General features: G+C 58.6%; 22 protein-coding genes. 5 read left to right on the plus strand and 17 right to left on the minus strand.

All coding sequences use genetic code 11. The features are described 5' to 3' along the window. Window positions 1–392: 392 nt before the first annotated feature. The 3 genes from HKK80_RS09765 to HKK80_RS09775 form a co-directional block, all read right to left on the minus strand. On the minus strand, window positions 393–764 hold the full coding sequence (locus HKK80_RS09765; protein WP_411799409.1) for an ArsR/SmtB family transcription factor: 372 nt from the start codon (window positions 762–764) through the stop codon (window positions 393–395). A gap of 101 nt (window positions 765–865) precedes the next feature. Beyond that, window positions 866–1795 (minus strand): permease, encoded by a 930-nt coding sequence (locus HKK80_RS09770; protein ID WP_411799410.1) that lies wholly within the window; start codon window positions 1793–1795, stop codon window positions 866–868. A gap of 6 nt (window positions 1796–1801) precedes the next feature. After that, entirely contained in the window at window positions 1802–2044 is a 243-nt protein-coding gene (locus HKK80_RS09775; protein ID WP_411799411.1) for a thioredoxin family protein, read from the minus strand. Window positions 2045–2522: 478 nt separating this feature from the next. Between HKK80_RS09775 and HKK80_RS09780 the strand changes: the two genes are divergently transcribed. Next, window positions 2523–2816, plus strand: coding sequence for a CDGSH iron-sulfur domain-containing protein (locus HKK80_RS09780; RefSeq protein WP_411799412.1), 294 nt, complete (start codon window positions 2523–2525; stop codon window positions 2814–2816). 513 nt (window positions 2817–3329) lie between these two features. Then, on the plus strand, window positions 3330–3581 hold the full coding sequence (locus tag HKK80_RS09785; RefSeq protein WP_411799413.1) for a hypothetical protein: 252 nt from the start codon (window positions 3330–3332) through the stop codon (window positions 3579–3581). A 162-nt stretch (window positions 3582–3743) separates the two neighbouring features. Here the strand turns inward: HKK80_RS09785 and HKK80_RS09790 are convergent, their stop codons facing one another. From HKK80_RS09790 to arsD, 5 genes are read right to left on the minus strand one after another with little or no spacing between them, the layout of a single operon-like run. Continuing rightward, window positions 3744–4046: a hypothetical protein gene (locus HKK80_RS09790; RefSeq protein ID WP_411799414.1), complete on the minus strand. Its 303-nt coding sequence runs from the start codon at window positions 4044–4046 to the stop codon at window positions 3744–3746. 52 nt (window positions 4047–4098) lie between these two features. Then, entirely contained in the window at window positions 4099–4290 is a 192-nt protein-coding gene (gene hcsS / locus HKK80_RS09795; RefSeq protein ID WP_411799415.1) for a halo-CC-star protein HcsS, read from the minus strand. Then, a complete protein-coding gene (gene hcsL / locus HKK80_RS09800; protein ID WP_411799416.1) occupies window positions 4281–4646 on the minus strand; it encodes a halo-CC-star protein HcsL in 366 nt (121 codons plus the stop codon). Before hcsL ends, hcsS begins: the two co-directional genes overlap by 10 nt. Further along, window positions 4643–6583 (minus strand): arsenical pump-driving ATPase, encoded by a 1941-nt coding sequence (gene arsA / locus HKK80_RS09805; RefSeq protein ID WP_411799417.1) that lies wholly within the window; start codon window positions 6581–6583, stop codon window positions 4643–4645. Before arsA ends, hcsL begins: the two co-directional genes overlap by 4 nt. 3 nt (window positions 6584–6586) lie before the next feature. Further along, window positions 6587–6913 (minus strand): arsenite efflux transporter metallochaperone ArsD, encoded by a 327-nt coding sequence (gene arsD, locus HKK80_RS09810; protein WP_411799418.1) that lies wholly within the window; start codon window positions 6911–6913, stop codon window positions 6587–6589. A gap of 689 nt (window positions 6914–7602) precedes the next feature. On the opposite strand from arsD, the gene HKK80_RS09815 reads away from it, so the two are divergent. Together HKK80_RS09815 and HKK80_RS09820 are read left to right on the plus strand one after the other, a co-directional pair. Continuing rightward, window positions 7603–8001, plus strand: a complete 399-nt coding sequence (locus HKK80_RS09815) for an ArsR/SmtB family transcription factor (protein ID WP_411799419.1) — start codon at window positions 7603–7605, stop codon at window positions 7999–8001. Between the two features lie 116 nt (window positions 8002–8117). Next, entirely contained in the window at window positions 8118–8552 is a 435-nt protein-coding gene (locus tag HKK80_RS09820; protein WP_411799420.1) for a low molecular weight phosphatase family protein, read from the plus strand. 446 nt (window positions 8553–8998) lie between these two features. Here HKK80_RS09820 and HKK80_RS09825 read toward each other — a convergent pair whose 3' ends face one another. The 9 genes from HKK80_RS09825 to HKK80_RS09865 all read right to left on the minus strand — a co-directional run bounded on the left by HKK80_RS09825 (window position 8999) and on the right by HKK80_RS09865 (window position 15570). After that, window positions 8999–9652 (minus strand): potassium channel family protein, encoded by a 654-nt coding sequence (locus tag HKK80_RS09825; RefSeq protein WP_411799421.1) that lies wholly within the window; start codon window positions 9650–9652, stop codon window positions 8999–9001. Window positions 9653–9908: 256 nt separating this feature from the next. Continuing rightward, entirely contained in the window at window positions 9909–10982 is a 1074-nt protein-coding gene (locus HKK80_RS09830) for a methionine synthase (protein ID WP_411799422.1), read from the minus strand. After that, window positions 10979–11995 carry a 5-methyltetrahydropteroyltriglutamate--homocysteine methyltransferase gene (locus HKK80_RS09835; RefSeq protein WP_411799423.1) on the minus strand — a complete coding sequence of 339 codons (1017 nt, stop codon included), beginning with the start codon at window positions 11993–11995 and terminating at the stop codon, window positions 10979–10981. The genes HKK80_RS09830 and HKK80_RS09835 overlap by 4 nt, the downstream gene beginning before the upstream one ends. A gap of 74 nt (window positions 11996–12069) precedes the next feature. Continuing rightward, entirely contained in the window at window positions 12070–12711 is a 642-nt protein-coding gene (locus HKK80_RS09840; protein WP_411799424.1) for a HemK2/MTQ2 family protein methyltransferase, read from the minus strand. Beyond that, a complete protein-coding gene (locus HKK80_RS09845; RefSeq protein ID WP_411799425.1) occupies window positions 12692–13561 on the minus strand; it encodes a 16S ribosomal RNA methyltransferase A in 870 nt (289 codons plus the stop codon). Before HKK80_RS09845 ends, HKK80_RS09840 begins: the two co-directional genes overlap by 20 nt. A gap of 102 nt (window positions 13562–13663) precedes the next feature. After that, window positions 13664–14260: a DUF655 domain-containing protein gene (locus HKK80_RS09850; RefSeq protein ID WP_411799426.1), complete on the minus strand. Its 597-nt coding sequence runs from the start codon at window positions 14258–14260 to the stop codon at window positions 13664–13666. A 71-nt stretch (window positions 14261–14331) separates the two neighbouring features. Beyond that, window positions 14332–14688, minus strand: a complete 357-nt coding sequence (locus tag HKK80_RS09855; protein WP_411799427.1) for an RNA polymerase Rpb4 family protein — start codon at window positions 14686–14688, stop codon at window positions 14332–14334. Next, window positions 14685–14978, minus strand: coding sequence for a 50S ribosomal protein L21e (locus HKK80_RS09860; RefSeq protein WP_411799428.1), 294 nt, complete (start codon window positions 14976–14978; stop codon window positions 14685–14687). The genes HKK80_RS09855 and HKK80_RS09860 overlap by 4 nt, the downstream gene beginning before the upstream one ends. 115 nt (window positions 14979–15093) lie before the next feature. Further along, a complete protein-coding gene (locus tag HKK80_RS09865) occupies window positions 15094–15570 on the minus strand; it encodes a GNAT family N-acetyltransferase (protein WP_411799429.1) in 477 nt (158 codons plus the stop codon). A gap of 239 nt (window positions 15571–15809) precedes the next feature. On the opposite strand from HKK80_RS09865, the gene HKK80_RS09870 reads away from it, so the two are divergent. Further along, a complete protein-coding gene (locus tag HKK80_RS09870; RefSeq protein WP_411799430.1) occupies window positions 15810–16964 on the plus strand; it encodes a DoxX family protein in 1155 nt (384 codons plus the stop codon). Window positions 16965–16985: the final 21 nt, after the last annotated feature.

The following is a 16985-nucleotide window of genomic DNA, read 5'->3' on the forward strand; positions in this document are numbered from 1 at the left end:
TCTCGTATCGGCATCCTCACCATGTCAGACTGCGATCTTGCTGCTACCGTTATCAGGAGAACGGACAACTAGCGATAATCGTCCGTCATCCACAGTTGAAATGGCAATCTAGCGAAGTGAAAGACAGCATATCGCTGACGGATAACATTAGTTGCTACTGAGTGTAACGGTTCTACTCAGCAGTCGGTACGCGTCGATTTTTTAGTAGTCCGGATGAACCACCTGGTCGGTGTCCCTGCCTACTGCCCCTCGATGTTTATAAACGGGCTTGTAGCGCAAATCTTTGTGAGTTATAGGATAGTTTTGAAATCTTCCTTTCCGTGGTTTTCGGAATACGCCACGGCGGAAATGACATGATTCTGTTTTTCGATGGCGCGACTGCTGCGACGTGCTCAGCTGTCGAGTGCCGCGGCGATATCGAGGAGTTGGAGGGCAGCCGTATCGCCGATCCGATAATACGTCCATTTACCCTGTCGACGTTTTTTGATGATATCAGCGTCGGTAAGCTCTCGAAGGTGACTAGCAACGGTCGACTGTGGCGCGTCAAGGACGACCTGTAGTTCACAGGCACACAGCTCGCCATCACGCAACGCATTGAGGATCCGAATCCGGGACTCGTTGGCCAACGCTTTGAACACGGCTAGTTGGGCGTCTATCTGTTGGTCGTCGCCTTCGAGTTCAAACAACGACGTGATCCGTGCTTCAGGATTCTCATAGAGGCGTTCGAGAGTCTGTCGTGCAGATTCCGGGACTGTATCGGTCATGGTCAGAGACTGTCGACGAGTATGTCGACACTCGAATCGATATTGTTTGGGTCGGCGCAAAAGAGTTCGGCTCCGCCGACCAGTAGTCGTCAACGCCGACCTCAGAGGACGAAGTTGAATAGCAGCCCAATCAGGAGGATTCCCGATCCAAGTGTCCCGGCATAAGCTGCGATCAACTCCTTCTGCATCACTTTCTTGAGGATCATGAACTGCGGTAGCGAGAGCGCGGCCACCGACATCATAAACGCGAGGCCGGTGCCAACCGGGAGCCCCTTACCGAGCAGTGACTCGACAACTGGAATGACACCGAGAATATCGGTGTACATCGGCACACCGACGGCGACCGCACCGAAGACGCCCCACTGTCCCGAGAGGTAGGTCTCGACCAGCCGTTCGGGAAGGTAGCCGTGGATGAGCGCGCCGACCCCGACACCGACGATGACATACGGGATGATCTCGACGATGATTTCTTTGGCCTCGACGTAGGCCTCTTCGAGCCGCTCGCGTCTGGTTGGCTCGTCGATCTCGACACCCGAATCGCCAAACTCAAACTCGTCGACGTAGCGGTCGAAGCCGAGTTTGTTGAGCGTGTAACCGCTTGTCATCCCGATGGTGATGCCGCTGACCGCATACAGCGCGGTTAATTTGAAGCCGACAACCCCCGGCAACACGACGAGGGCAGCCTCGTTGATCATCGGCGACACCGCCAGAAACGTGATCGTGATGCCGAAGGGGATGCCCGCCCCAACCATCCCCAGAAAGATCGGGATCGTCGAACACGAGCAAAACGGTGAGACGATCCCCATGAGCGCGGCCAGCACGTATCCGGTGAAGGCTGTCTTCCCGTCGAGATAGTCCCGGATCTTTTCCGGCGGGAAGTAGGTGCGCAGGTAGGTAACCCCGAAGATCACGGCCGTCAGAATGGCGAGGATCTTCAGCGTATCGTACACGAAGAAGTGAGCACTCGCTCTGGGAGCCCCGGTGAGCCCGATGGTGTCGACAACCCACGTTGCGAACTGTTCGAAGACCATCCCGAGCTACAGTCGCTCCGTAATGATCTCTTCGAGTTCAGTTTCTGACGGCGTTGTGCCGCTGAAGACCATTTCGTCGTCGATCTCGAAGCCCGGCGTCGACATGACACCCTTGGCGGCCAGTTCGGTCATATCAGTCTCTTTCGTTACGTTGGCGTCGATGCCGTTGCGGTCGACGACCGCCTGCGTTGTCTCTTTGAGTTCCGTACAGTTACTGCAGCCTGACGGGCCATAGACCGTGATATTCATTGGGTTTCTCCTGTGTTGGTGTCGGTAGCTGTTAATCGCTCTGTACCGGTCGTGTCGGCTGCAATATCTCTCATACGTATCGACAAAACACGGTATGATATAAATACGTTCCGAAGAAATACGATTCGTGGTTGGGGGAGAAACTGATCGTCTCACATTTGCCGCTGGCCTCCTATTGTGGAAACTCGTGATAAAACGTATCTATGCCGTCTATACCGCCAGAGACGCCGACTGTTGCGCCCTCATTGCTGTCTGTCTAACGTGTCTGTCACGGATATCTTTCTCATTGTATTGAGATATATCGATTCGATCTTGGACAGCGATACGGGGAACCAGCAAGTTCAATACCGTAACCAATGGGTAGACTCCAACATAGCTGGCCTCGAAAAAGGCACACAATTGCACTCCTGAGAGTAACGAGGATCGCGGGGTTCGAGCACTGAGCCACGTTTAAATCTGTCCGCGGGCGACCGCAGGTATGAGCCGCCTCGTCGAACTCGACGGAACCGAACCGCGAATCCTCGATGCATCGGATCTTGACCCCGAAAAGGGCGATATCGCCGTCTGTCAGTGTGGACTCTCGGCGGAGTTCCCCTTTTGCGACGGTTCCCACCGGGAGACAAAAGACGAGGCTGAAAACGTCTGTTATCGGTATCTCGACACCGAGGACGACGCTGACGGCGACCGACAGCGACGCCGTGTCGACCATGTGCGCTTCGACGACGGAGGCGACGATACAATCGAGACGGAAGGCGAGGAAGCGTCAGACTGAGTCGACAGCACGGACGACGGCGGCTCGGAGACTGGCGGGTAGGAACCGAGCCCGGATGCTCGACCCGAGTCGCCGCGTTAGCACTTGATATGCTCGGTAAGGATCGATTCGATGCGGTCGGCTGGCGGTGTCGTGCCGTTATCGACGATCTCGCCGTCGTAGTCTCCCGTGAGACAGCGGAACACCCCGCCAACGTGTCGGCGGAGTCCCTCGATTGGTCACTCCCCGCAGGTGGTCGATAGCTGTTCCGCAGCATTCCATATCGAGATATTACAAAAAAGAGTATAAATAAACCGTTCGTATTGTAGTATTGTGAATATTATACATATTTATGACGGTCGACGACTAAACCCAACCGGCCGAAGACGCAAGTAGAAGTAGTCGGAAAGGCTCCATAAAGAAACTCTTTTACCCATTATTCTCTACCCAATCCACGATCTGCTGGCCGAATCTGCCATGCTTCGATTCGTTTAACCGTGTGTACTTCTCACTATACTACTATTAAACATATCTATGAATTCCGATTCGAATACAGATAATTCATCGCCACCGCTCGCAGGTGTCGTCGTCAGTGCATTCAGCGTCGTGGTACTGCTTGTGGCAATCGCCTATACGGTTATCTTGGGCGTCGTCGACTGGGCGGCCATCGGTCTCTTAGCGTACCCTACCGAGGCGGTTGCGCCCTTCGCAGTTATCAGCGGGGCAATACTGACGATCGCGATCATTGTTCCGACCACGCTGGTCACTGTCAACAAGACAAACTAAAACCGGGGTACGTTACTCGAGATCGAGCATTTGGGGGGAGCAAACAATACCACTCGGCGATCGCTTCGAGCGCGTCGAGTGGGACGTACTCGTCGACCCGACGGGCGGTGTCGCTGCCGATAGCCGCCTCAACCGCGGGGATCCCGGCAGCCCGCAATTTCTTCACGTCGCCGCCACCGGTCGCATACCGCCGGAAGACGCGATGGTCACCGACCTCCTCGCCGACCTCGACGACCCGGTCAACGAACGGTGCAGCGGGATCAGTGTATCTGCCTTCGCCCCGAGACAGGCGTCGATCCGCTCGGTGTCGACGCCCCACTCAAAAATGACCCCCTCGATCCACGCCGGTAGCTCGACGGTTTCGTCCGGCAGGTTCTGCGTGTCGAACGCCAAGAGACCGAACGTCAACTCGACGAGTCGCTGGCGGCGGGCCCTGTCAGTTCGATGTGGGTAGCACTGGGTCATAATCGGTGTCGCTGAGAGGGGTCGAGAGGAAAACGGAGTGTAGTGTAACTACTTAACAGCAGTCGTCGCCAGCACCGCAGGCGCTGCCGTAGTCGATGCCGATCTCCCGGCCGATGGCGTCATTACACCGCATCAGCAGCGAATTGAACTCGAATTGGCTCTGTTCCTGCTGGGCGGTGCGAAGTTCCTCACCGAGTTCCTCAGCGGCCGCCAGAACCTCGTCGTCAGTGGTGCTCAACAGCACCCACCCCCTGACGACTGGGCGAACTCCATGCCGATCGGCTCGCTGATCACGTCGTTGGTCTGCTGGAGCAGTTCGATCAACGCTGTCTGTGCCTGCCTGTGCTGTTGGATCGTCTCGTTTTGCTCCAACTCCTCTTGGATCTCTTGGAGTTCGGCCATAAGATCCTGATCGAAGCTCGTCTGCAACTGTTGCTGTTTCTGTCGGTACTCATCGAGCAGTGCCATTGCCTCGTCGTCGTTTTCCATCCGTTCGTTCGCAGCCATGAACTTCTGGTAGGTTTCGCTGTCCTCGATGGCGTCAATAAACGCCTGAAGCTTCCCTTCGACCGCGTCTTCGACAGGTTGGGTTTCGCTCATTGTTGTGGCACCCCTGCGGTTTGGTTGTCGGTGAGTTCAGCCAGTCCGGTCACCACGTCGCCGAACGCGCTGAGCCCGTCGAGGCCGATGGGCTCGTCCCCTCGCAGCGGCGCGCACATCATCGGCGTCTCGAAGCGATCCTTTATTTCGCCGAGATACTGCTGCTGTTGGGCTCGCCGGTTGGCGAAGAAGGCGTTATCGCCGTACTCCTCGGGGAGGAGGTAGTTAGCGACGACGAAGGCGGTCTCGATGCCAACCTGATCCTTCAGGTCTTCGGCCGCCCGATGGGCCTCCATCATCGGCGTATACTCGGGGTACATGACGAAGGCGAACGAGCTTTTGTCAGGATTCTGCATCGTCTCGATGACGTTGTCGTACTGGTCGCCCTTCGCGGGCGCGGCACCCTTCGTCAGCGAGCCGAGATCCATGAAGCCCTTCCAGTCCGACGGCAGTTCGAGCAGTCGCAAGGTGTGGCCGGTCGGCGCGGTATCGAAGACGACGATGTCGTAGCCATCTTCGTCGAAGTAGGCCACGAATTTTTCGAGAGCGGCCATCTCCTCGGCACACGGCGACTCCAATTCTTCCTCGACATTGGCGATAGCAGCGTCAACGTCGATCTCGGTGTCTTCCTTGTCCTCGTACATCTCGGTGACGTGATCGAGAACCTGCTGGCGGTACTCTTCAAGGGCCTTCTCCTGGTCGATGCGGGCCGCATCGAGGTTTGCTTGGCTCACCGATGTCGGGTCGTGGCCGACGGGTTCGCCGAAGATGTCTTCGAGATGGGCGGCGGGATCGGTCGTCACGACGAGCGTCTCGTAGCCCGCCTCGGCGAGTTTGGTCGCCGACGTTGCGGCGATCGTACTCTTGCCGACGCCACCTTTCCCGGTGAAGAACAGATAGCGCGTCTCGTCGTCGACCGGCTGGAGTTTCTCGGCGACTGCGTCGGGATCGGTCAGCGAGTCGAAGTCGACCGCTTCGTCAGTGTCGACGTTGGTTGCTGATCCCACGTCGACGGTGGCCTCGTCGCCATCGTAGAGGACACCACCTACGTCGGCCAGCAGATCGAGCCCGGCGATCTCGCCGGGTTGGAGCGGATAGGTTGCCATCGCGTCGGCGTCGAACTCCGAGGTGGCGCGTTCGATGACCGCCTGTTCGTCCTCACGTTTTCCATTGAAGAATGGGTCTTCACAGACCGACTCGGGCAGATAGCCGTTGATGATCAGGAGCTGGGACTCGATGCCGAGTTCGCCGAGGTCTGATGCACTTCGGTGGATTTCGTCGACTGAGGAGTCCTCTGGCTTACCAACGAAGGCAAACGACGTTTTCTCGCTGTCCTGGAGCGTGTCGATAGCGCGCTCGTAATCCTGCTTGCGCTCCTCCATTGAGGCGGCGGGACCGATACAGGTTGAGCCACCCTTTTCGAGTTCGGCGTTCCAGTCGGAGGGGAGTTCCATCAGTCGGATGGTGTGGCCTGTGGGCGCGGTATCGAAGACGACCACATCGTACTCTGGAGAATCCATGAAGTCGACGAAGTTGTCGAAAGCCGCGATCTCCTCGACACACGGACTGTTGAGCTGTTCTTCGACGGCTTGGATCTGCTCGTCATCGAGTAACTCGCGCATCGGTTCAATGGTCTCTTGGCGATACTCCTCAGCGGCCTCATCGGGATCAATCTCGATGGCAGAGAGGTTGTCGATGTCGTCGATTGTGGTGACCTCATGGCCAATCTCTTGGCCGAAGATGTCTGAGAGGTTCGGCGCGGGGTCGGTTGTCACCAGTAGGGTGTTGTAGTCATTATCTGCGAGCCACGTCGCCGTCGCACAGCTGACAGTGCTCTTGCCAACGCCGCCCTTCCCGCTGAAAAAGACGAATTCGGTATCCTCGCCGCTCGGTTCAACGATCTCTCTGGCGTCAGTTGTCGGTTGCGTTGTTGCCATTTATTAAGCCTCCTGTGGTTGGTTGGCACGCAGCTCGGCTGCCAGTTCGTCGTAGGAGAGATACTCCTCTTTGGCAACGATCTCGCCGTCGACGGTCGTGATCGGGAGGATCTCAGGGCCGTTCTCCTGAACGAGATCGTAGATTTCCTCGGTGTTAAGGAACTGATCGATGTTGTGCTGCATATTGGCACGCGAGATCTCGGCGTCCTCGAATTCGTCTTCGAGTTGGTCAAGTGCGGCACTCAGTTCAACGAGTTCGTCGTCGGGGTCAGGTCCACAGACACCTGTGGAACAACACATCGCTTCTTCGTAGAGTTGGATTTCGGTCATGGGTTTGTTTGGGTGGTGGTCAAACGAATCTCAACTGGTTGGATAATTCAATCGTCGTTTTGAGTCATCTTGTCTCGTTTTTATTTGAGGAAAAAGTGAACTATACATCTAAACGTTTCGATGATCGTTAAATCGAGTGGCAACCGGGCCGAGGTAGCGACGGTCGACCGCGAAATTACCCAATGAAACCGTCTAGAGCCCACAAACTATCGTCGTCGATCATTTCAGCAGTAGCGGTACAGCTAGAGGCACACTGACAGGCACGAACACGCTTTTGATCTCATCGTTTCTGATCTGACGGGGTGACTCAGACGGTATACGGATCGTATTCAGCGTGATCGTGCGGACGGTTCCGCCAGTCCGGTTCACAGTGGACGATTGTCACGCCGAGCTCCTTGCTACGAAGAGGATCGCTCAAAATGTGCATCGCGCCAGAAATAGGTTCGATGTCCGTGTAGTTGACTCGCGCGTACGACATCAGTACCCCCTAAGTGAGTCTGAGTGTGCCACTTGCTCTATCTGCCTCAGGTTTCTTATTTGCGACGACGATTGCGTCATCTCTCGCTGTACCGTACGGATGATATATGCAGATTTATATTAGCAATTACTAAATTGTTCTATTGATTGTGTGACTATCGAATAAATAGCAACTGCAAAAGAGTTAATTTATTTGTTGGTCAATTATCCGTATGTCAGCAAGTGACCGACTCCAACGGTATCTCACTGACGAACGAGGGAGTTGTACGAACGACGCGCTTCAAGAGCGACTTGAGGAACTTGAGGAGTTGGATGCGGTCGTCGGGGGGCCTGATCTCGAATCGGATGTCGACTTACTGTCAGCAATAGCTAACGAAACACGGTATAAAATCCTTCGAATCATACACACAGCCGGCGAGGAGCTGTGTGTCTGTGAGTTCTCCCCACTGCTTGAGGTGAGTGACAGTGCAATTAGTCATGCACTATCCCAGCTCACAGAGGCCGGTCTTCTCACACGTCGAAAAGATGGCAAGTGGCGCAAATATAACACGACGAACCGTGCAACCGCCGTGTTAGTCGCACTTGACGGCTCCCGATCCGTTGAGCCGTAATCTGTTGAGCTGCAGTCTGTCGAACCGTGGTCTATCCATCCTGTCGCGCAGTATCTATTGAGATATATATACAACACATAGGAGTTGTTAATTCGGTAGCAACGATTAGAGACGGTATGGAAGACGACTCAATGCTCACTCTCGGGTTCGTTTGTGTACAGAACGCCGGTCGCAGCCAGATGTCGACAGCGTTTGCTGAACGCGAACGTGAGCGTCGTGGCCTCGAAGACAGTGTTGAGATCATTACCGGTGGTACTCATCCTGCCGATAGCGTCCACGAAGCGGTCGTGACGGTTATGCAAGATCACGATATCGATCTCTCGGATCGAGTCCCACGGGAAGTCTCGACTGATGAGCTCGAATCGTGTGATATCGTCGCCACGATGGGCTGTTCAACACTCGAACTGGATGCTGACGATGTTGAGGTTCGTGACTGGGCACTGGATGATCCTGATGGTCAAGAACTCGATCAAGTTCGTGTGATCCGAGATGATATCGAACAGCGGGTCACAGATTTGTTCGACGAAGTCGACACGAACGGTTCGCAGTAAGTTTCCGGAGGTTTAGCAGAGTTTCAGTTGCAGAGTATACCGTCACATTTGAACATTTTCCCTTCGGGGCACACTTGTGACAAAATTTCTTAGTACAATGTTTGAGACTCAAACTCGAATCCGGAGAGGGGAATATCCATGATTAGAGATCAACCTGTGATCTAATATACGAATTCCATACCGATCTATTGGCCTGCGTCATCTCTTGGAAGATACGCGCTATGTATTCAGCACTTACAGCTTTCTTTTATTCGATAGCTGATAGACAATCAAGGAACCGATACAGAGAAGCATATGATGATGGGAGCAGAGGATGAGAAAGCACAATTCGCTATGTCGTGTGGATTTGTGACTCTCGGTGGCGGAGGCGCGCTGCTACGAACCAGGGTTACTCCGACGATTGAACTGATTTTGGCATTTAGTTAGATGATTCTGTATCAACTATTTCACCCGCGCATGAGATTCAAGACTTCATCAACAACATCGGTTTCGACAGCGAGGATATAACGCTCATCAGGCTCTAAGATCATCTCAGCATCTGCGAGTTCTTTTCTATCCGCTGTCGAAATCAGGAGACTCCCGTCTGGAAGGGCGATTTCATCAAGACGCCGGCCTGCAACGGGGGCCGACGATGCCACGCTGACCTCTATGATATCAAGCTCGGCAGTCGGATAGACGAGTGTCCGGATATCCTCGCCGGTGAGCATATCTGCAGCATGGTCGCCACCGAGATACTCGGGTAGGAGCGTTGCGTCAATTACCTCATCATACTCCTGTTCGGTTCCCGTCCTCGCTCTTGCAATCGTTCGAATTGACGGGGCATACTGCTGAGCTTCCATGCAGATTGCAAGGTTCGTGCCCGGTTCGTCGGTGAGTGCGGCGATAGCGTCTGCGTCTGCCAGGTCGGCCTGTTCGAGAATCGACGGGCGAGTGGCGTCGCCATGAATGACTGGCCCGATGTAGGCGTCAGACAATGCCTCAACGCGATTCTCGTCGGACTCGATTAAGAGGACATCGTGACCCTGGTCAGCGAGGTTCTCGGCGGTCTGTTTCCCGATGCGGCCGCCACCGGCGATGACGAATCGCTTTGTCCGGGTCATCATTTGATATTGGTAGCGTGTCATCTTCAATGTCCCGCTGATTCCATTGTACAGGGAATGCGAGCCGCCAAGACTTGTTCCTAATCTGGTGAAACAACTATCTGACGTGTGATATGGGTATATCCGGAGTGCTGGATATGCGTGTTGTATTCATCACCGACCGACCCACCAGTTATCTGAAACGCGCTATTTCGCTGTAGCAGACAAAAGCGATCACCGAAACCGCGACAGAACAAGAAAACCGCTGTCCAGCCGATCAGTCAGCCGTCGGCACCGGCTCTTCGAGGTCGATCTCGCCGCTGTCGAGTTCGGCTTCGACCTGTCGGGTCGCCTCGACCATGTTTGCCATCTTGCCGTAGGCGACATCCCGCGGGAGGAGTTTCAGGCCGCAGTCGGGGCTGATCGTGAGCCGTTCCGGCGGCACGACCTTCAGGCCCTGTTTGATGTTTGCCTTGATCTCGTCGACGGGTTCGACCTCGGCGGTGTGCACGTCGACGACGCCGAGTGCGAGATCCGGCACGAACTCCGGCTCGGTGAACACGTCGATCTGCTCGTAGCCGCCGTTGCAGAGTTCGAGATCAACCTCGTCGACCGGGTAGTCGTTGAGTTCGGGGTAAATGCGAGAATAGTCGCCGTAACAGACGTGCAGGCCGATGCGCACGTCCTCGTCGATCCCGCTGACGATCCGGTCGAGGGCTTCGCCGACGATGGCGTGATCGTCCGGCGTCGTGGCGAGGGCGGGCTCGTCGATCTGGATGTACTGCGCGCCGGCGTCGACGAGGCGTTCGATCTCGATGTTGACGAGGTCGGCGAGCTCGTAGACGAGTTCCTCCTCGGTGTCGTAGGCCTCGTTGAACGCCCAGTTGCCGAGCGTATAGGGCCCCGTAATCGGCACCTTGACCGGCTTGCTGGCGACGTTGTTCGTGAACTCGAACTCGTCGACGAGCCACGGTTCGTCGTAGGCGACCGCCGCGGAGACGGAGGGTTTGTCGAAGTAGTTGTGGCCCCAGACCTTGACCGGGCCGTTGAACTCGTAGCCGTCGATCCGCTCGGCGAAGTACTCGACCATCTCATTCCTCCTGACTTCGCCGTCGACGACGGTGTCGAGCCCGCAGCGTTCGTGTTCGTGGGTGATGACGCGAGCGGCGTCGTCGTGGGCCTCCTGGAGGTTCTCCTCGCTGAACTTCGAATCGGGGTCGTCGACGAGGTCGTCAGCCCGGTTCAGCCACTTTGGCTTGGGGTAGGAGCCGACGACGGTCGTCAGCAGGAAATGGTCGTTGGGGTGATCCTCGGGGCGGAACTGCGCGCGGTTGTCGGCGGGGCGGCTCATGCTGTCACCTCCTGGTCAACATTACCGGCCGCAGCGGCAATCGCCTCCAGCTTGGCGAGGTGTTTGTTCACCGGCAGGTAGAACGGCTCCGTGTTCGTCGACAGATACAGGCGGTCGAACTCTTGGACCGGAATCTGATCCTCGAACCACTCGACGCGCTCTTCGAGCGTGTCGGCGGATTCGACGAGGGTGTTCTGGCCGTCGGCAACCCCGAGGGCGGCGGCGTCCTTCGTGCCGAACTCGGTGATGTTCGACAGCGTCTCCTCGCGGTCGCCGGCGACGAGATCGAAGCCGAGTGCCTCCACGTCGGCGTCCATCAGGTGCGCGTAGGTCGTCTCATCGAGCGCGCCGAAGTAGGTATGCACGACCACGTCGGCGTCGGTCTCGCTTGCGACGGTGTCGACAGCCCCAGCAAGCCGCTCGACGAGGTCTTCGTTCGGCGGGTTCTCGACAAGAGAGGGCTCGTGCAGCGTGAGCGTCTTGTGGGCCGGGAAGGCCTCGACCTCGCCGGCGAGGAAGTCGGCAATCGCACCGAAGAACTCGGCGTCGTCGCCGTAGTGTTCGTCGCTGGCGAGATCGAACAGCGAGTACGGGCCCGGGAGGACAGCCTGCAGCGACTCCGCGGGGTCGTCGATGGTCTCGCTGGCTGCCTCCAGTTCCGCGGCCACATCCCCCGAGAAGTCGAGTTCGCCGCGAACCTGTGGGTCACGGTAGAAGTTGTTGTTGTCGTAGTAGCGGACGATCCCGTTGGGGTCGACGTTCTCGTGGGTCGTCAGCGGATGGGCGAGCATGTCATCCCAGCGGAGTTGGCCCTCAGTGATGCGGTCGAGACCAGCGGATTGCTGGTCGTCGATTACTTCGCGGCGATACTCGGCGTAGGCACTGGCGATCTCCTCGCCTTCGCTGCCGGAGATCAGGTCGTGCTTTTGGTGGCCTTTGAGGTCGGAGAGCTCCTCTTTAGCCGGGTCAGGAAGGGGCAGTAGCCCCGTCGTCGTCGCAACGCGTTCAGTCATCCCTTCAGCGTTGGTGATTCGGCTGCTTAATATTTACTAAGTCTGAATATGTCCTAAAGTAATTTTATGGCTGATCACCGTCTCAGCCGGAGTACCGACAGCACTTCGAACGGGTAGGATTCCTGTGTGATCTCTGTAGTTTCAAAACCGGCGTCCTCGGCGAGATCGACGACGATCTCATAGCCGGTGAGACTGCTGACCAGCAGATAGACCGCGCCGCCCTCCGTCAACACGCGGCCTACGTCATCGAGAAACGGCACGATCAGCCGCCGGCCATCGGTGCCGCCCGACAGCGCGTGTTCCATCCAGTCGCCCCACTCGTTGTCCGGGTCGGTCGGGAGATATGGCGGATTGAACAGCACGGCATCAAAGCTCTCGGCGGCGAACGGCGCGACCAGATCGGCGCGAACAGCTTCGATCCCGCGCTCGCGGGCCTGCCGGCAGGCGTGGGGATTCAGGTCGCTGCCGACAACGCGGGCGTCGGTCTCGCCGGCGACCTGTTCGGCGACCCACCCCGAACCGGTGCCGACTTCCAGCACGCGATCAGGGTCAGTCATGTCACCAATCGCTGCCTTCGCCAACAGCGCGGAATCCTCGGCGGGCTGATAGACGTGGCCGTCAACGCCGCGCTGCTCGGCGAGCGACGGGCGGTCGGCGTCGTCGCTCGCCTCGTCGCTATCGGTGTCGCTGTCGCCGTCACCCATCGTCGGAGGCATCGAAGCCGTGGTCGACTGCTGTCTGTGCGAGCGCGGCGAACTCGGCTGGCGCGACGTTGCCGGCTCGCCGCCCGAGCAGTTCCTCGTCGGCTGCCTCAACCACGGCGTCGGCGTCGTCGAGCCCAGAGATATGCGCTGTGTTGCGGATCGCGTTGCGGATCGTTTTCCGCCGCTGGGTAAAGATCGCCTTCACGAACCGGAGGAAGAATGCCTCGTCGGCGACGCTGTACTCCGGCTCACGCGGCGTCAACCGAACGAGCGCGCTTTGGACGGCTGGCTGGGGGTCGAAGGCGGTGTTCGGGACGGATTCGACGATCTCGCAGTCGGCGTAGTGTTGGGCGCTCACCGACAGCCGGCCGTAGTCCTCGTCGCCAACGGCGGCGACCATGCGCTCGGCGAACTCCTGTTGGAACATGAGAACAAGCGGAATATCGAGCGGCAGCAACCGAAACGCGATCTCGCTGGACGCGCCGTACGGCAGGTTCGACACGCAGGCGGTCGCATCGGGCAGCTCAACGTCGAGCGCGTCCCCCTCGATCACGGTCAGGCGGTCGGCGTCGATGGCGTCGGCGAACTCCTCGCGGAGATGCGCGGCGAAGGTTGGGTCGCGCTCGATGACGGTCACGCGGTCGGCGGCCGCGAGCAGGCGGTCGGTGAGGACGCCCGGCCCGCCGCCGATTTCGAGGACGTGGCTTCGGTCGGCCGTCTCGGGAAGGTAGTCAGGGATTCGGTCGACGACGCGGTCATCAACGAGAAAATGCTGGTCGAAATACGGGTTGCCGCGGTCGCCGGCCCGCCGGATCAACGCGTCGGGATCGCGGCTCCCCGCGGGCGGTTCGGAGCGAGTCATGCCACAGGGTTCGCCGCCGCCGGCCTAAACATCCCGTTTTGCTGTCGCTGTGGAGTGATCGTATGTTGGGGGCTTGTCGGCGTCGGTATCGCCGCGCTATCGCTATGTCTCGTCGTCGCGGACGAAGATCTTGTATTTCAGATCCTCGTCGCGGAGCTCTTCGAGGATCCGCTCGGCGATGATCTCCTTGGGATTGTGGAGCCCGCCGACGCGGTCGGCGAGATCTTCGAAGCTCTCGAAGGGCTGGCGTTTTCGCTTATCGATGATCTTGTTGCGGAGCTTTTTGCCGATGCCGGGGAGCAGATTCAGCTGGTGGAGCCGGAGACTGATCGGCTGGGCGTCGTTGTAGAAATCGATGAACCGCTGTTCGTCGGCGTCGATGATCGCTTCGATGGCGTATTCCAGCTCCGAGACCGCGGAGTTCGAGAGGTCGTCGTACTCGATGGTTGTGGCCTCCTCGATGACCGAGTCCTCAGCCCCGTCGTCGATGGGAATGCGGTCGACGATGTTCACGTCGGCGTCCTCGGTGAGGGTCAACTCCAACAGCTCGAAGTGCTCGGTTTCGAGGGCGTAGGCCAGCGACGCCTTCTGGTACTGTGGGCGGGTGTCGTCGGGCCGGCCGTGGGGGAGGTAATCGACGATCACGGCCTCGCGGCTCGAAGCCTCGGGCTCGCTAGCATCGTCCTCGGTGTTGGACATAGCGACACGTACGCAAACGAGCTATTTAAAAAATCGCCTCCGCGGCGCGGTCGGTGCCTGCGGTGAGCGACTCAGACGTATTTGGCGACAACGTCGAGGATGTCGTCGAGCTCCTCGCCGTCGAGCGAAAACCGTTCGTTGGCGTAGATCGCCCGCAGCTCGGTGCGATCCTCGGGGAGCAGATCGGCGATCCGGTGGGCGATCTCCGCGGAGACCTTATCGAGCTCACGGAGATCATCGACGAGTTCGCGGGACTCCTCGGCCTCCAAAACCGCGTGGCGGTTGACGTGTTCGATCGCGCGGGCGAGCTCATACCGCAGATCCCGCTCCTCGTCGTCGGCGCGCTCGTCTTCGACCTCGTTGAGGAGTGATTTCGCCTCGGAGATGGTGATATACTCCTCGTCGAGCTTCTCCTTGAATATGCTCATTCCTCTTGGGCGCGCAGGTGGGCCGGGCGGGCGATGATCGTCTTCTCTTTGCCGCCGTCGGTGATCGACACGGTGTAGGCACTGCCCTGGGTGCCGGTAACCTCACCGGTGTGGCCGTTAAATCGCGGGTGGAACCGGCCCTCGGGAACGCTTGGATCGAGCGTCAGGTGGACGCTCTGGCCGACATCGAACTCCTGGATCGCGCGCTGCGGCGGGGAGGTGCCGCTTTCGCGGGGTGAATTCGAGAGCTTGCCACGTGTCGTGTTGAGAGGCCCGTTGGAGCTTGGCATAGTAGTACCGGCGGTTGTCCGCGTCGGGGTATAAATGGTGCGTTCCGTCGCCCCCGCGTGACCTCCTCACATGCGCGGTCGCCAAATCTCCGGTGTCGGAGCGTCGACAGCCGCCTTACCGTCGCAAAAACTCCGAGAGTCGCTTGCGAATCCCGTCTTTGTCGCCAAGCTTGAGATAGTAGGCGTCGCCGTTATCCTCGTAGTAGCCGTCGATCCGGCGGTCAATCTCGAAGCCGAGATGTTGATAGAACCCCAACGCCGATTCGTTGCTCGTGCGGGCATGGCAGGTGATCGTCGTGTGCTCCTCGGCGATCTCGGCGACCAACCGTTCGCCGTACCCCTGTCCGCGGGCTTCGGGGGCGACAGCCAAAAACAGGATGTAGCCGTCACGCCGTACCGAGCCGAAGGCGACGAGTGTGTCATCCTCGAAATACAGCAGCGTTGCCGCCCGCCGGTAGGCATCGGTAAAGAAGCCACGCCGCTGTTTGAGGACGCCCTCCTGGCGGTGGATGCGCTCTTTGAGTTGCCACGCGCGGTCGACGTGATCTGTCTCACCCGGCCCGTCACGCCGCCGTTCGATATTGACACTCACTACCCGTGGTATGCACCACGAGAGTATTAATTCCACCGTCCCGGCAGTCGATGAGGGGTTGCTCTTTTGATGGTCTCGGAACGGGTCGTGACGCTGTGGAACGGAGGGGGTTCCACGATATCGATCGCCGACGGCGAGACCCATTGGGTGCCGGGAACGACCCAGCCGACGATACGCATCGATTGGACGTTTACACATCCCACGCCACCGACCGGTGGTATTAGGAGGTTCACGCCCATATGCAGGGTATGCACTACCGCTTGCGTCGCGTGGTTGGAGCTTTGACCGCCCTCCTTGTCGCCGCCCAGGTTCTCGTTGGGTCGGCGACCGCCCACATCGAGTACGTCACCCCCGGCGGCGAGCCACAGGATGTCGTCGCCTTCCTGACCGACGCGCTGACGACGCCGTTCATCCTCGCCGTGTTGCTCGGTGGCTTTCTCGTCATCGTCGCTGGCCTGGCCGTCTATCTCTACGTCCGGCCGTTTCCGGCTGACATCGCCGCCTTTCGGGCGATCATGGACGACTACAAGGATCTGCTGCCGTGGCTGTTCCGGCTGAGTATGGGGATGCCGATGATCGGGGCGGGGTTCGGCGGCTACTTCTTCAGCCCCGCGGTTGAGCTACCGTATCCGACCGCCCTCCGGCTGTTCGGGATCAGTGTCGGCTTCCTCCTGCTGTTCGGGTTGGCGACGCGGGTCGTCGCTGTTGGCACCCTGTTGGTCTATCTGGCTGTGTTGCCATCGGAGCCGGGGCTGCTGTTGGCCTTCGAGTATATCCCCGGCCTGCTTGCGATCGCCTTGCTCGGCGGCGGCCGACCGAGTGCTGACGCGCTGATCGCCCGGATGGCCGACGACGACCGCACCGTCTACTCCGATTTCGATCCCTTCTACCGCCGGGTTGCGGTGCCGTTCGCCGAGCGGATCGAGCCCTACACCGCGTTGGTGCCGACGCTGCTGCGGGGCGGGATCGGCGTTGCGTTCATCTACCTTGGGATCAGCCAGAAGCTGCTGCGGCCTGGTGCGTCGCTGGCTGTCGTCGAAAAATACAATCTGACGGCTGTCGTCCCCGTCGAGCCGGAACTCTGGGTGATCGGTGCCGGGCTGACCGAAGCCCTCGTCGGCGTGATGTTCCTCCTTGGGGCGTTCACGCGTGGCTTCTCGCTTGTCGCCTTCGGGCTGTTTGTGACGACGCTGTTCGGGCTGCCGGACGACCCGGTCGTCGCCCACATCTCGCTGTTCGGGCTGGTCTCGGCGCTTTTGATCACCGGGGCTGGCCCGTACTCGGTTGACGAGTGGCTCAAATCGAAGTTTGGGGCTGCCGCCGATTTTGTCGGCCCTGACGACAGCGAGCACCGTGAGCCGCCGACAGCAGAGGACTCAGTCGGCGGCGACTGAGCTTAATATCAAAGTACGTTG

The sequence above is a fragment of the Halonotius sp. F2-221B genome, assembly GCF_046719765.1.
Taxonomy (GTDB): Archaea; Halobacteriota; Halobacteria; order Halobacteriales; family Haloferacaceae; genus Halonotius.

Coding starts and splice junctions, on each gene's coding strand:
- HKK80_RS09835 (WP_411799423.1), bottom strand. CDS start 11,995: ATGACTGAACGCGTTGCGACGACGACGGGGCTACTGCCCCTTCCTGAC.
- HKK80_RS09765 (WP_411799409.1), bottom strand. CDS start 764: ATGACCGATACAGTCCCGGAATCTGCACGACAGACTCTCGAACGCCTC.
- HKK80_RS09775 (WP_411799411.1), bottom strand. CDS start 2,044: ATGAATATCACGGTCTATGGCCCGTCAGGCTGCAGTAACTGTACGGAA.
- HKK80_RS09785 (WP_411799413.1), top strand. CDS start 3,330: ATGAATTCCGATTCGAATACAGATAATTCATCGCCACCGCTCGCAGGT.
- HKK80_RS09820 (WP_411799420.1), top strand. CDS start 8,118: ATGGAAGACGACTCAATGCTCACTCTCGGGTTCGTTTGTGTACAGAAC.
- HKK80_RS09855 (WP_411799427.1), bottom strand. CDS start 14,688: ATGAGCATATTCAAGGAGAAGCTCGACGAGGAGTATATCACCATCTCC.
- HKK80_RS09790 (WP_411799414.1), bottom strand. CDS start 4,046: ATGACCCAGTGCTACCCACATCGAACTGACAGGGCCCGCCGCCAGCGA.
- HKK80_RS09770 (WP_411799410.1), bottom strand. CDS start 1,795: ATGGTCTTCGAACAGTTCGCAACGTGGGTTGTCGACACCATCGGGCTC.
- HKK80_RS09850 (WP_411799426.1), bottom strand. CDS start 14,260: ATGTCCAACACCGAGGACGATGCTAGCGAGCCCGAGGCTTCGAGCCGC.
- hcsL (WP_411799416.1), bottom strand. CDS start 4,646: ATGAGCGAAACCCAACCTGTCGAAGACGCGGTCGAAGGGAAGCTTCAG.
- HKK80_RS09840 (WP_411799424.1), bottom strand. CDS start 12,711: ATGCCTCCGACGATGGGTGACGGCGACAGCGACACCGATAGCGACGAG.
- HKK80_RS09825 (WP_411799421.1), bottom strand. CDS start 9,652: ATGACCCGGACAAAGCGATTCGTCATCGCCGGTGGCGGCCGCATCGGG.
- HKK80_RS09815 (WP_411799419.1), top strand. CDS start 7,603: ATGTCAGCAAGTGACCGACTCCAACGGTATCTCACTGACGAACGAGGG.
- arsD (WP_411799418.1), bottom strand. CDS start 6,913: ATGACCGAAATCCAACTCTACGAAGAAGCGATGTGTTGTTCCACAGGT.
- arsA (WP_411799417.1), bottom strand. CDS start 6,583: ATGGCAACAACGCAACCGACAACTGACGCCAGAGAGATCGTTGAACCG.
- HKK80_RS09860 (WP_411799428.1), bottom strand. CDS start 14,978: ATGCCAAGCTCCAACGGGCCTCTCAACACGACACGTGGCAAGCTCTCG.
- HKK80_RS09830 (WP_411799422.1), bottom strand. CDS start 10,982: ATGAGCCGCCCCGCCGACAACCGCGCGCAGTTCCGCCCCGAGGATCAC.
- HKK80_RS09780 (WP_411799412.1), top strand. CDS start 2,523: ATGAGCCGCCTCGTCGAACTCGACGGAACCGAACCGCGAATCCTCGAT.
- HKK80_RS09870 (WP_411799430.1), top strand. CDS start 15,810: ATGCAGGGTATGCACTACCGCTTGCGTCGCGTGGTTGGAGCTTTGACC.
- HKK80_RS09845 (WP_411799425.1), bottom strand. CDS start 13,561: ATGACTCGCTCCGAACCGCCCGCGGGGAGCCGCGATCCCGACGCGTTG.